7 protein-coding genes are annotated in these 15,443 nt (G+C 39.6%); 3 read left to right on the top strand and 4 right to left on the bottom strand.

The window, feature by feature from the left end:
- Nucleotide 1 precedes the first annotated feature (1 nt).
- The 4 genes from PROVRUST_RS15030 to PROVRUST_RS15055 all read right to left on the bottom strand — a co-directional run bounded on the left by PROVRUST_RS15030 (nt 2) and on the right by PROVRUST_RS15055 (nt 9,042).
- On the bottom strand, nt 2-2,215 hold the full coding sequence (locus tag PROVRUST_RS15030) for a type I secretion system permease/ATPase (RefSeq protein WP_006815724.1): 2,214 nt from the start codon (nt 2,213-2,215) through the stop codon (nt 2-4).
- 4 nt (nt 2,216-2,219) lie between these two features.
- A complete protein-coding gene (locus tag PROVRUST_RS15035) occupies nt 2,220-3,479 on the bottom strand; it encodes a TolC family protein (RefSeq protein WP_006815725.1) in 1,260 nt (419 codons plus the stop codon).
- An 84-nt stretch (nt 3,480-3,563) separates the two neighbouring features.
- The gene (locus PROVRUST_RS20215; RefSeq protein ID WP_084789710.1) at nt 3,564-8,468 is read right to left on the bottom strand and encodes an Ig-like domain-containing protein; all 4,905 of its coding nucleotides are present in this window, start codon (nt 8,466-8,468) and stop codon (nt 3,564-3,566) included.
- A 64-nt stretch (nt 8,469-8,532) separates the two neighbouring features.
- On the bottom strand, nt 8,533-9,042 hold the full coding sequence (locus tag PROVRUST_RS15055) for a hypothetical protein (protein ID WP_006815727.1): 510 nt from the start codon (nt 9,040-9,042) through the stop codon (nt 8,533-8,535).
- Nucleotides 9,043-11,331: 2,289 nt separating this feature from the next.
- On the opposite strand from PROVRUST_RS15055, the gene frc reads away from it, so the two are divergent.
- The 3 genes from frc to yfdV all read left to right on the top strand — a co-directional run bounded on the left by frc (nt 11,332) and on the right by yfdV (nt 15,399).
- On the top strand, nt 11,332-12,582 hold the full coding sequence (gene frc / locus PROVRUST_RS15060) for a formyl-CoA transferase (RefSeq protein ID WP_006815728.1): 1,251 nt from the start codon (nt 11,332-11,334) through the stop codon (nt 12,580-12,582).
- 69 nt (nt 12,583-12,651) lie between these two features.
- A complete protein-coding gene (oxc, locus tag PROVRUST_RS15065; RefSeq protein ID WP_006815729.1) occupies nt 12,652-14,355 on the top strand; it encodes an oxalyl-CoA decarboxylase in 1,704 nt (567 codons plus the stop codon).
- Between the two features lie 99 nt (nt 14,356-14,454).
- Complete coding sequence (gene yfdV / locus PROVRUST_RS15070; RefSeq protein ID WP_119246409.1) at nt 14,455-15,399, top strand: transporter YfdV; 945 nt, start codon at nt 14,455-14,457, stop codon at nt 15,397-15,399.
- The last annotated feature ends 44 nt before the right edge of the window (nt 15,400-15,443 follow it).

Below are 15,443 nucleotides of genomic sequence, written 5' to 3' on the forward strand. Positions count from 1 at the left end.
CTTAAACCTCCTCTTCTTTCTTAATAACATGCCTAACTTGAGAGACCACGCGAACTTGCGGAGCTGACTGAACAACAGGCTTATCCGTCGCAATGGTTTCTCTTGGGATTTCCGTCTGCCCTAATGCTTTTAATACCGTTTGCTTTGGACCATCTAATAAAATTTTACCTTCATCCATAACAATAATACGGTCGACTAGGCTTAAAATTGGGAGCTTATGGGTAACCACGATCAGTGTTTTATCTTGAGTCCACGCTTCCAGCGCTTTCAGTACCACTTTCTCTGTATCAATATCGATACCTGTCGTTGGCTCATCCAGTAAAACAACTTTTGGGTGATGTAAGGTTAGCTGAGCAAGAGCAACCATCTGTTTTTGCCCACCAGACAATCCTAAGCCATCTTCCCCTAATGGCATATCCAACCCCGCCGGATGCTGACGAATAATCTTGTCGAGATGAAAACGTTTTAATGCTTGAATTAAATCGTCATCGCTGGAGTAACCATCGAGACGTGCTAAATCTAAGTTTTCACGCAAGGTACCGAAAAATAAACGTGGCTTTTGAGTTAACAGCGCAACTTTGCTTCTCAGAAAAATCGGATCAATTTGACGAATATCGAGATCATCTAAACTGATATTTCCTTGCTGCTGTTCATACAGTCCGGTTAATAATTTCAACAGGGTACTTTTACCGCCACCGATTTTACCGAGGATCGCCACTTTCTCCCCCGCCTGAATCGTCAAATTAATGTTGTTCAGGGCTGGCTGACTATCTTTATTATATTGATAAGTGACGTTCGCCAATTTCAATGCCCCTTGCACAGCAGTTGGCGCAATATATTTCTTGTGATCTTCACGTTCGATTGGGCGACTAAAAATATTTCTGACACCAGCCAATGCCATGCGCGCAGATTGAAATCGCGTCGCTAAGCCCGCTATCTGCCCCAGTGGTGCTAATGCACGACCGGATAAGATCACACTGGCAATCAATGCCCCCATGGTGATACGTGAGTTCACATCAGCCGCATGGATCAAGTAGGTTCCGACAAACACTAAACCTACCGTATTTAATTGCTGCATTGCAGCACTAAAATTCACCATAAAGTTGGTTAAGTTACGCACTTTAATTGATGAGAATGCGGTTTTTTCCGTTAACATTTCCCAACGTTGTTGCGCCCAGTTAACCGCATTGTTCAGTTTTAATGTTTCAATGCCTTCAATTGCTTCCACCGCTAAACCTTGGCGTTGTGAAGTTTCTTTCATGGATGCGTTGATGCCTTGAGCTAGTGGCTTTTGGATCAAGATCCCCGCGATCACCACAATCGGAATGATGGTCAATGGAACCAATGCTAGAGCACCACCAATCACACTGATCACACCAATGAATAATAAAATAAAGGGCAAGTCGACCAGAGCCAATAAGCTGGCACTGGTCATAAATTCACGAATAGATTCGAAGTCGCGTAAATTATTTGCATACGATCCGGATGAGGCTGGGCGCTTATCTAAACGGATCCCCATCACTCGGTGAAATAGCATTGCACTGATTACGATATCCGCTTTTTTTCCTGCGATATCCAGCAGGTAAGAGCGCAACATTTTGGCTAAAAATTCAAAACAGATCGCCAATACCACGCCGATTGACAGCACCCATAGGGTTTCATAGGCTTGGTTTGGGATCACGCGGTCATAGACGTTCATGACATATAATGAGCTAATCAGCGCTAATACGTTGATGACGAATGAGGCAATAATTACTTGGTAATAGTATTTTTTATATCGCCAAATAATCTTCCAAAAACCACTTTTTTCATATTTATCAATCTCAGAACGAGTTTCTGATTTGATATTACGCTTGATAAACCAGCTATAACCTGAATAGTTTGCGATAAGTTCTTGCAGGCTTAGAGTTTGACGTAAACCCTCTTCCGTTAAAATTTCAAAACGGCGGCCCTGTTGACTCTCTTCAATTTTGCTAATCACCACCGATTCATTGTTATTCAGTAACAGCATAAAAGGGGCGGCAATGGTTGGGATTTTTTGCAGGTCGATTTCGATAATTTGATTATCAAACTGATGGGAATCCAGCACATTAACTAAAGAGGCATAATCGAGAGATTTACTCTCAGTTCGTTTGGTTTGTGATAATAAAATTTCAGGTGAAAGTGTATAACCCAAACGTTTGGTGACTAAAGATATATTATTAATAATATTCATAATTTTATTTAGATGCTAATTCTTGGTTCATCCACGCAGACATTTTTGCCTGCACGCTGAGATAATTGAGTGTTGCGTCTCTGAAGTCGTTTTGCAGGATCACCGCGCTGGTTTGTATATTGGCGAGCTCGTTATAAGCGTCTAGCAGGTCGATCAATGTACGATGGTTGATGGTGAACTGTTTTTCATAGTTACTGACCACGACTTTTTGTTCTGCAATATACTCTTTTGCGATACTGCCTTGCTTTTCGCTCTGCGCCATATTAATGGCGGCAGACTGACTCATCTCTTTGATTTCACGAAACGTTTTTTTAATTCGCTCATTCGCCGCTGACAACGCATATTCTTTTTGTGCTTGGCTGTAGTAACTGGCTTGATCAAAAATATTCCACGAGACACGTAAAAAAACTTCGCTGTTATCTGGCGTTGCATTCACTTCCAAATTCAATGCGGGTTTTCTCATGGCGCTGGCAACTTTAACATCTGCATCAAGGCTATTAGCATCTGCGACCTGAGCTTTATAACTTGGATTATTTTCTAGGTTATCTTCTTGAAACTTTGCCAGAATCGCACCGCTGGTGGTTTCTCTAAATGGGTCGGCAAACTGATCTACAGTTAACTCTTTTTGAGTCAAAATAGACAATTGGCTTAGCGCTAAATAAAGGTTTCGTTCTGTTTCTGCACGGCTCATTTCAACTTTTAAGGTTCGCGCTTTAACTTGAGTTAATTCACTCATGCGACCTGGGTCATGCTGAACGATAGTGGTTAATTGCTTTAAAACCTGATGGTGACGAACCAGGTTTTCATCAATCACATCAAGAGTTTCTTTATGACGTAAAACCAACAAATAGAGTTGGCTAATACGAACGCTGATATCTTCCTGAGAAAGATAATATTGGTTTTCATAGTAACTTTGTTTGGATTGTTCACGGTCGACACCCGCTTCAATCCCGCCCCACGCATAGATATTCATGGTGGCTTTAGTGCCGAGATGGAATCCCGACTCCATAGAGTTACTTTCATATTTATGTTGCTGAGCCAGTGGCTGGGTTCCCATCAAACTCACAACAGGATAGTGCCCTGATTCTGCGGCTTTTACATTGCTTTGTGCTGCTTGATAATTGGCATAAGCCTCTTGGACTTCAGGGGCATTATCTAAGGAATCTTTTAATAAATTTTTTAATTCAACAACATCTGCAATGGCAGTGATCGATAACATTTTAACGACTAAAGCCACTAAAATGCTGTTAATAATTAATTTCATAAAATGGACACAAAGTAAGAGAAACTGGTGTTGACGACATTGAAATAGGGAGGGCTACCTAATTGGTAACCCTCTCTTAAGGTTTTAAATCATAGCGTGTTGGGTTTCTTGTAATGCATCTAATGATGAATTCATGAACCCTGTTGAGTGACTGGATGTTGCATTGACATCGGTGTCTACTCCATGCAGCTCCATGGCACTTTCTGGCGAGAACAGTTTTAGCGCTGTCAGGTCAGTGTCATTTAAGCCAGTATTACCCGACTCTTTGAGCTTGCTGATGTCAACAGTGATGGTTGGCTTAGAGCTCGTGCCATCTTTGTCTGTCAGCGTTAACGTGAATTTTTCTTCCGTCATGCCAGTAGGACGAGTCGCCCCCGGACGATAAGTTAAATGACCGAAGTTTTTGTCACCTAAAGAAATGGATAGCAACCCACCGGCATCAGTTTTAATTGCGACCTCACCCTCACCGAAATCAGCCCATTTACTCTTATCTGTACCATTAGAAGTAATTGTGCCCTTGTTGGCGTCATAGGTGTAAGTCACACCATCAACATCAATGCTAATTGACGACTTACCATCAGCACCAAAGCTCAAGGTTGTTTTACCGTCGCTACCTTCTGCGAAGTTACTTTCAATGGTGTTTTCGTTAGGAACATATTTGCTCAAGATATTGCCTAAAGAGCTCATATCTTTCAGGACGATAACGTCGTTAGCGTCGTTGTTTTCACCTTTTTGACCATCAAAAGCGATTGGCTTAATAAACTCTTCCCCTGTTTTACCATTGGAACTTTTGAGCATATCTTGACCAATACCAATCGCTACTGAACGAATACCCTTTTCCGTTAAGAAGGACTTCCAATTATCTTCACCAATATCCGAGGTAGGACTACCAGGAACATAACCTTCAGGGGATGTTGGATCTATACCTGCACCTGCCCCTTTTTGCTGGGTATAGTCTTGGTTACCAAAGTTCGGGATACCATCAGTAATCACAAATAATGTGTTATCTAACTTCCCATCAATATTTTTAGCATCAATAGGTTCCATGCCACTACTGGATGTTTTTTGGAAAATACTAATCACCTGCTGCAATGCCGCATCATAGTTAGTATCTACACCGATAACACCCCAGTCTGGGCGTAGCGCTTCATAACCACGTAATCCCTCAACAATTTTTCTTGCTTCAGCAATGGTGCACCAATAAGGCTGATCCATCGGATAGCCAACTTCAGCGCCAATCGCTGATGCTTTTTTAGCAAAACCATTGATACTAACGCGAACTTCTCCCGCATCAGCACTATTTAAACGTTCTTCATAACTGTTTAACAGGCTATCAATTGAGTCTAACGCAGCGTCATATCGTGTTTTCATTCCTGATGAATTGCTATTTTGAATACCACTGTCATCCTTACCCATACTACTGGATAGATCTAATGAAATTATCAGGTTAGCGTAGAATGTATTCTCCGATGGCGGCTCTACCGACAACTCAACATTCGCAGCTTCTGGCTTATCATCATGGACCACGATTTCAGTTTTCACTTCATCGTTGCCATTTTTCACACCAAATTCAATATTCAGTGATTCTTTGCCTACTGGATGGTCAACCAAACCTTTCAGAGTCACTTCATAGCCGACTTTTGTCTGACCATTTTCAGTAGAGCTATTGGTTGTCAGCGTAATAACGTCTTTACCGCCCGCGTCTTTACCAACGAAACCATTGTCGGTACTTTCCCAAGTGATAGGTTTACCACCGGATGTTAACTCCGTTGTTGGTTTCGTAATTTGAATGTCTTGCTCCGCAACTGGCTTATCATCAGGGTTGGCGAGAATGACAACACCATCCGCAACGATAGCCGATGAGCCAGCAGTACCATCAGTTCTGAGACCTTTTTCAAAGACTTCTGTTGGAGTTGTCTGCGTTGGTGCGATATCAATCGTCACAGTTGCTATGTTTGAAACCTTACCGTCATTATCTTTCACGGTATAAGTAATCGTGTCTTGCCCTATTGCACCTGGTTTTGGCGTGTAAATCAGTTTGCCATCTGCATCAAATGTCGCGGTACCTTTGCTACCATTTTTTTCGATATGCAGGGTTGATTTATCCAGCTCCCCATCTGGGTCTTTGTCATTGTTCAACACATCAATAACTGTTGGAACACCTTGCTTAGTTTGACCATGATCATCACCAGCAACCGGTGGTTCATTGATTGCGATGGTCACCGTCGCTTTGTTGGACACGTTGCCATTTTTATCTTTAACCAGATACGTAATGATGTCTTGACCTGTTGCATCCGGATTTGCGGTGTACACCAGCTGACCATCGACAACTTTCACGGTACCTTTGGTTGGCTCACCCACCACTTCTAATGTCGTTGGGTCAATATCGCCATCGAGATCGGTATCATTCTTTAAAACATCGATCTCGACAGGTATCGCTTTGTTAGCTTTGGCTGAGTCTTTGTTTGCGATTGGCGCCGCGTCGATAACAATGGTCACGGTGGTTTCATTGGACACATTGCCGTTTTTGTCTTTCACGGTGTACGTGATGGTGTCCGTGCCCACTTCGCCCGGCTTCGCGGTGTACACCAGCTTGCCGTTAACAAACTCTGCCGTGCCTTTGCCACCATTAGTGATGATCGTCAGTGTGCTCGGGTCGATATCGTCTTTGCCATCCAAGTCGGTGTCGTTCGCCAACACATCCAGCGTAACCGTTTCACCTTCTTTGATCGCCGCGCTATCTTTGTTTGCTACCGGCGCCGCGTCAATAACAATGGTCACGGTGGTTTCATTGGACACATTGCCGTTTTTGTCTTTCACGGTGTACGTGATGGTGTCCGTGCCCACTTCGCCCGGCTTCGCGGTGTACACCAACTTGCCGTTAACAAACTCTGCCGTGCCTTTGCCACCATTAGTGATGATCGTCAGTGTGCTCGGGTCGATATCGTCTTTGCCATCCAAGTCGGTGTCGTTCGCCAACACATCCAGCGTGACCGTTTCACCTTCTTTGATTGCCGCGCTATCTTTGTTTGCCACTGGCGGTGCATCAATCACCACCGTCACGGTCGCAGTGTTTGACACGTTGCCATTTTTATCTTTGATTTGATACGTGATGGTATCCGTGCCGTGCTCACCTTTATTTGGGGTATACGTCAACTTGCCATCTTCACCGATGGTCACTGTGCCTTTACTTCCCGGCTGGGTGATCAGCACACTGTTTTTATCCAGATCGCCGTCTGTGTCGGTATCGTTCGCCGTAATATCAATTTCTACTGGGGTATTGTGGCGTGTATCCGTTTTATCATTCGTCGCTACTGGCGCGGCATCGATTTTAACCGTGATCGTCGCTTCGTTAGAGATGTTGCCCGCTTTATCTTTGATTTGATACGTGATGGTATCAGTGCCGTGCTCACCCGGATTTGGGGTGTAAGTCAGCTTGCCATTTTCACCAATAGTCACTGTGCCTTTGGTGCCCGGATGGGTGATCACTACGCTGCTTTTATCTAAATCACCATCACGATCGGTGTCGTTGGCTGTGATATCGATTTCAACCGGCGTACTGTGGCGAGTTTCCGCTTCATCTTTATTCGCTACTGGCGGCTCAGTGATATCAATGGTCACCGTCGCTTTGTTGGACACGTTGCCATTTTTATCTTTAACCAAATACGTAATGGTATCTTGGCCTGTTGCTTCTGGGTTCGCGGTGTACACCAGCTTGCCATCAACCACTTTTACAGTGCCTTTGGTTGGCTCACCCACCACTTCTAATGTCGTTGGGTCAATATCGCCATCGAGATCGGTATCATTGACTAAAACATCTAATTCAACTGGCGTTGCTTTGTTGGCTTTGGCTGAGTCGTCGTTTGCCACTGGCGGAGCATCGATGTTGATAGTGATAGTCGCATCTTCAGAGACGTTTCCATTTTTATCTGTCACGGTATAAGTGATGGTGTCTGTACCCACTTCACCTTTATTCGGCTGGTACACTAACTTGCCATTAACAAACCTCGCAAAACCTTTGCCACCATTGGTTCTAATCTCTAAAGAGCTATGGTCAACATCGCCGTCTTTATCGGAGTAGTTGTTTTCCATATCAATGGTGACAGGCTTAGATTCTTTGGTTGCTGCAGTATCATCTTTTGCTTCTGGCGCCGCATCAATGTTGATAGTAATCGTTGCTACGTTAGATTCGTGACCCGCTTTATCTTTTACTACGTAAGTAACGGTATCAACACCGTATTCGCCTTTATTAGGCGTATAAATGATCTTCCCATCTTTACCGATAGCCACAGTTCCTTTAGAACCCTCTTTGACAATACGGATAGAATTCGGGTTTAAGTCGCCATCAACATCACTGTCATTAGCCGTAACATGGATAGCTACTGGGGTATTATGTTTTGCATGTGCGGAATCATCACCAGCAATAGGCGCATGGTCAACAACTTTGGAATGACCACCGCCTCCGCCTCCGCCGCTAATAGCGACAGCAGGAATACCAATAAGAGGAACCAGTGCTGCCAGCCACCATGGATTAAATGCCCAAATTGGAGGTAATGCATCACCGCCGATCGCTTGCCCAGCCGCTTGGCCATCCGCTAACTGGCTAATTGCATCTGCTTTTACAGCACTTTCAGGAACATAAGGGAAATATTGACCATTTTCATACTGGCCAATAATGAGGTTAGAACTTCCATCTTGATAACCAATAGCACCGTTATCTGCGAAGTAGTTTTCAATAATTAAGTCTGGATTCTCTACATCACCGCCTTCAAAAGCGATAACGAGGTTTTTATCAACACGTTTGACTGCAATGTTTTCTGGTGCAAACTGAGTTTCTTCATCAACTAATAAATAGTTTACATCTTTTTGTGCATTAATATGCAATGGCTGCTTTAATTTACCCGCACCGTTTTCCCCACCGGTAACAGAATATTGCTCAATAGTTTCTTTACTATTATTAACTTTAATTGATATTTTTTTAGTAGACATAGTTATCCATTGCCTCATATAAGACAATTATTTATTGAATTAAATTTAGTTTAAGGGTGTTTTTTTATTGGCACTCTGTGGACACATTTACACGAGGAAGCGTGTGAACCTGCGTACTTACTTTCCCTTTAAAATCATTAACTTCTTTTTCTGTCATTAGCTTTAGCGATACCTTACCATCGGTTTCAGTCACTAAGTATGAGTAAGATTTTCCAGCTTCGAGTATGTTATTATCTTCTTCATTTAATTTCGTATTATAACGTTCTGTAACATCAGTTTTATGTGCAGTTAAATTGTTATTTCCTGAGCACACTTTAATTTGTTTAGATGCATTGGGTTCTAAAGAAGTTAGGTACTGTTTATTCACAAATATATTAATTGTTTTACCTTCAACTTGATTATCTACTCTATAGAAAGAGATTTGAGACTTATTATTATCTATCTCATTACTCTCTTTAAGAATGTTCTTATTCTTCCAAGATTCGTTATTATAACCATGCAGCCCTGTATTACGCATACAGCCAGTCAATGCTGCAATGCATAATAGCATTACAACGCCATATATCTTTTTCATAATATTCCTATCAATGCTAATGGTGTTTAAATTATGTAGATTACACTTCCCCAACTATGTATTTCGGGGAATAATATTGAAATAAAAACGAATAAAACTAAAGCCGAATTTCAATGAAAATTCAGCGTAAAAATAGAAAGTTTATTATTATTTTATGCCTTAATTCTATCCACTCAGTGTAGATAAAAATTATTTATTACATGGTGAAAACTTCATCATTATATCTTTCAAACTTGATATGCGTCAATTTTACGCCTCTAAAAATACCAATGGCTAGAATTGCTATCAATTTTAGTCGTTATTCTATCAATTAAAATTCAACCGATTGTTTTTAAAGAAAAAATAAACATGTTAAGAAAATGAATATTTTTCTAACCCATATGGTGTATATGTATAAAAACCATAAAAAAACATAAAATAAACATAAAATACTATAAATATATATATTGTTAGATTATTAATCCATCGGAAATCCTTACTCACTTTATGGATAACAACTATTGTTAATAATAAGTAACAATTGAATTGATGTATCTAAATCCGATTTTATAATTAATTACCTCAATATACTCGCGGTACGAGTATATATTTAGCTTTAAATATTTAAATAGATCTTTTTATTGATTTGATGTTTTTAATATTTAACTCTGCTCATAATTGAACCTATATTTCATCAGTTATCTTATTGGATATAACCTAAATCTAATTATTGATGTTATTTTAAGAATTATCTTTATTATAATAACATTTACCTAGGAATTATTCCTAATCAATCCTAGATGACTTATTCCTATTTTAAGAACTATGCTGCCATACTTCAAATAAGGACTACTTATTTTGTAACTACATCACACCTTTTATAGCTAATTTTTTCTCTGTGAGCGAAGCACCTTCTTAAAATTTAAAAATCACGATATATTTTTCACAGAACTACATTTCTCCATATGACGGTTCCCAATCGCAACACATTTAGGACAACCGTTTTCAATATCCCCAGAGCTTTTTCATGTAAGCTCGCAGAAGGAGCTGTCTGCATAACAAATAATTGGAGCCGATAGTGCAAGAAACTATGCTTTCTCTCCAACTAATCTGAGTGATTTCATAGTGACAATATCAGCCACCGTTCTCTCTATGCTATGTAGCATTGTTTAACATCCCTAAACGCTTGTACGACTATCAATGCTCTTTAAACCATAAACATGCTACAAGCATCTCTGATGGCTGGTATCGCTATCAATTACATCAATAAGAAAGTGATGGGTATATTTTCAGTTTATAAAAACATCCTCAATCATTCGATTACCACTAAAGCCTCGATTATTTAATGAAAGTCTTGCAGCACGACACCGAGATCCATTTACATCGATTTAATTAATATTGAACACTGCACTCCAAAGATGAATACGATCAATTTGACTGATTTTTTAATTATAGAAAATTCCCCATAGCTCCCAAATTATTAATTTACTTAAAGCTTTATAGAGACACTTTCTGACTTGTTTATTTTCATTTTATGGATAATTAGACGTTATTAACTCCAACCATCAGTCTTTATACGAATGGTCCTTATTCGAAAAATTACAGTTTTAAAATATAAATTTTAATTTAGATTGAGTACTAACTTGTTTCAAATTCAACCCAGAACCTAAGAAAAATAACTTTTTTTTCATTTTGATTACAATGACGTTTATAACCAAAAATAAAAAATAAAATAATTCAATTACAGATAATCATTTAAAGACAATCAGTTATGGATGAAATTTAAATGAAAATGGTTTCATTCAAACACACAACCTAACATTTACTTACAAATAAGCCAGAGAAAAGCAAAAAAAATATAATTAATTTGATACAGGTTAATTATTATCAATTATCCCTTGAGTTAAACAAAAAATGGTCTTAATCTAAAAATACAAAACGGAATATTGCCATATGGCCAGATATATAACTTCAGCTGTAGTTAAAACCTATATAGTATTGAATTCTCAACTGAAAACATATTGAATATAAATAAAGAAATTCCACAAAATTTATATCACTTTAAACATATAGTGCTTATTCTCCTGTAACTTTAAGGATTACAAGCTAAATTGCGAAATTTAAAGGAGACAAATTGCATCTATTAAAATACAAGATGTGTGGGTATTTATTAGAGTATTCATTAAGTACTAACTACGTCTTACATATCATTAAATGATTACATTTCGTATAAAAGCAACCCGTGATTACACGGTACTTAATATACGTTAAACATAATACGAATCTAAAATAGAAATGATGAGGTAACCTATGGATCTTCCTTTACAAGGTATTAAAGTTCTTGATTTCACAGGCGTTCAATCTGGACCATCCTGTACTCAAATGCTGGCATGGTTTGGCGCTGATGTAATTAAAATCGAACGCCCAGGTGTTGGCGATGTCACTCGAAATCAATTAAGAGATATTCCTGATGTTGATGCTCTTTATTTCACCATGCTGAATAGCAATAAACGCTCCGTTGAACTCAATACCAAAACGCCTGAAGGTAAAGAAGTTATGGAACGTCTTATTAAACAAGCCGATATCTTAGTCGAAAACTTTCATCCCGGCGCCATCGACCATATGGGCTTTACTTGGGAACACATCCAAGAATTAAATCCTCGCCTCATTTTTGGCTCCATTAAAGGATTTAATGAAAATTCACCTTACGCCGACGTTAAAGCTTACGAGAATGTCGCTCAAGCCGCTGGTGGCGCTGCATCAACGACAGGTTTTTGGGATGGTCCACCTTTAGTGAGTTCAGCTGCATTGGGTGACAGCAACACAGGTATGCATCTACTTATCGGTTTACTTGCCGCACTCTTACATCGAGAAAAAACAGGTAAAGGCCAGCGAGTGACGATGTCAATGCAAGATGCGGTATTGAACCTGTGCAGGGTAAAATTACGGGACCAACAACGCTTAGAGAAAATTGGATTCTTAGAAGAATATCCTCAATATCCAAATGGTACTTTCGGTGATGCAGTACCCCGTGGAGGTAATGCGGGTGGAGGAGGCCAACCAGGCTGGATTTTAAAATGTAAAGGCTGGGAAACTGACCCAAATGCTTATATCTACTTTACTATCCAAGAACAGGATTGGGAACAAACCTGCATTGCAATAGGAAAACCGGAATGGTCAACAGATCCTGCTTACAGTACTCCAAAAGCACGTCAGCCACATATCTTTGATATCTTTGCTGAAATTGAAAAATTTTTAGCTGATAAAGATAAACATGAAGCCGTTGAATATCTAAGTAAATACGGTGTTCCATGTGCACCAGTACTTAGCATGCGTGAAATCGCTCGAGATCAATCACTTCGTGGTAGTGGAAGTATTGTCGAAGTCAAACAACCTAAAAGAGGTAGTTACTTAACTGTAGGCTGCCCAATGAAATTCTCCTCATTTACACCAGAGATTAAAAGCGCCCCATTACTCGGTGAGCATACCGACGAAGTTCTGGCTGAACTGGGCTATAACGCAGATGAAATTGCCTCTATGCGCATTAATAAAGCTATCTAAATTTTAAAATTTGAGAGGGGAAGATTAACTTCCCCATCATTCTGTTACGATGTTATTTATGAGGTTGACATGTCTACTAACCAAAATCAAAATTTAACAGATGGTATGCATATCATTATTGATGCGTTGAAAAAAAATGATATTGATACAATCTATGGCGTTGTTGGCATCCCTGTCACCGATATGGCTAGGCACGCTCAAGCAGTGGGAATACGTTATATTGGATTTCGCCATGAACAATCGGCAGGTAATGCAGCTGCAATTAGCGGATATATTACCCAAAAACCAGGTATTTGCCTCACCGTTTCTGCGCCAGGTTTCTTAAATGGTATGGTGGCACTTGCCAATGCAACAACCAATGGCTTCCCTATGATTCAAATCAGTGGCTCTAGTAATAGAGCAATTATAGACCTCCAACAAGGGGACTATGAAGAATTGGATCAAATGAATATAGCTAAACCATTTGTAAAAGCATCCTATCGAGTGAATAAACCTGAAGATTTAGGAATTGCATTAGCCAGAGCAATACGAACTTCAGTATCAGGCCGACCTGGTGGAGTATATCTTGACCTCACCACCGAAGTTTTAGCGGCTGTAATGGATAAAGATGAAGCAGATAAAACCATTTTCAAAGTTGAAGATCCAGCCCCTAAACAACTTCCATCACCATATTCAATAAAGAAAGCTCTTCAATTACTCGCATCAGCCAAGCAGCCTCTGATCATTTTAGGAAAAGGTGCAGCATACGCTCAAGCAGATGAAAAGATTCGTCAATTTGTTGAAGAAACAGGTATTCCTTATTTACCGATGTCGATGGCAAAAGGATTATTACCCGATAACCATCCTCAATCAGCAGCTTCTGCTCGTTCCTATGCGTTATCAAATGCGGATGTTGTAGTATTAATGGGTGCACGCCTTAATTGGTTACTTGACCATGGCAAAGGTAAACATTGGTCGCCTGATACTCAATTTATTCAATTAGATATCGAACCGACAGAAATTGACAGTAATCGACCTATTTCAGCCCCTATTGTCGGTGATATCGATTCAAGCGTAGAAGCATTGCTGACCGGGTTAAAATCAATCCCCGTAAAATCCCCTAATGAATGGCTTGCCACTATTGATGAACATAAGAAAGTGAATGTTGAAAAAATGGCAACGAAGTTAAATACCGATACTTCACCAATGAATTACTTTAATGCGCTACGTGCAATCAGAGATGTACTCGTAGACCATAAAGATGTTTATGTTGTTAATGAAGGTGCCAATACCCTTGATAATGCAAGAAATATCATTGATATGTACCAACCGCGTAAGCGATTAGATTGTGGAACATGGGGCGTCATGGGTGTCGGTATGGGATACGCAGTGGGTGCCAGTGTTACAAGTGGTATTCCCGTTGTTGCAATTGAAGGCGATAGTGCTTTTGGATTCAGTGGTATGGAAATTGAAACAATATGCCGCTATAAATTACCAGTAACTATCCTTATCTTTAACAATGGCGGCATCTATCGTGGTGATGATAAAAATCTCCATGGCGATACAGATCCTTCGCCAACTGTTCTTATGGCTGATGCTCGCTATGATAAAATGATAGAAGCATTTGGCGGAATAGGTTATTACGCAACAACGCCACAAGAAATTCAGCAAGCCTTAAAAAAAGGAATTACCTCTCGCTCTCCGACATTAATAAATGTCATTATTGACCCAGCGGTTGGTACAGAAAGCGGTCATATTGGAAACTTAAATCCTAAGTCTGTTGCTGGAAATTAATTATCCGGCAGGAAAACACATGAGTAACTAGTGCGTTAATTTATTTTTAGCGCATTAGCTCTATTTGAAAATATTAGGTGAATTATTATGATTGATTTCATGTATAAAATATTCATGAGCGATTTATTGCCAATAATCGTTATATTAGCATTGGGGTTTTTCAGTGGTCGAAAAAACGTTTTCACTGAAGATCAAGCGAGAGCATTCAATAAATTAGTTCTAAATTATGCATTGCCCGCGGCATTATTTGTCTCTCTCGTTAGAGCAAATAGAGAAATGATTTTTGCTGATATGAAGCTAACTATTATTTCTTTAGTCGTTCTATTAGTATGTTTCTTTTTTACATTTTTTAGCTGTAAAAAATTATTTAAGCATTCACGCTCTGAAGCCGCTGTTTGTGCATTAATTGCAGGCTCTCCAACTATTGGTTTTCTTGGATTTGCAGTATTAGATCCTATTTATGGTGATACTGTTTCAACAGGATTAGTTGTTGCCATTATTTCTATTATTGTAAACGCGATTACTATACCTATTGGGTTATTTTTACTTAATCCATCAAGTACGAGTGGAGGTAAAAGTAGTGGTGGTATGAGTGCGCTTAAATCTGCATTTAAAGAACCTGTTGTTTGGTCACCTATCTTAGCAACCGTCTTAGTATTAATCGGAATTAAAATACCAAATGTATTAGATCCTACATTTGATTTAATTGCAAAAGCCAACTCTGGTGTCGCTGTATTTGCAGCAGGGTTAACGCTGGCTGCAAATAAATTCGAGTTTGATGGTGAGATTGTTTATAACACCATGTTAAAACTAATTTTAATGCCAGGATTAATGCTGGCTGCTGGTCTGTTATTTCACATGGAATCCACTCAACTACAAATGATGGTCTTGGCTGGTGCTCTTCCTCCTGCTTTTTCAGGAACGATTATCGCAAGCCGATTTAATGTTTATACCAGAACAGGAACCGCATCGCTTGCAGTCAGTGTTATTGGTTTCATAATTGCAGCACCATTATGGATATATATAGCAAGGCTCGTGAGCTAAATTCGTTCTATATATAACCATGATAAATTATTTTTATCATGGTT

It is taken from the genome of Providencia rustigianii DSM 4541 (assembly GCF_000156395.1).
Classification (GTDB): Bacteria; Pseudomonadota; Gammaproteobacteria; order Enterobacterales; family Enterobacteriaceae; genus Providencia; species Providencia rustigianii.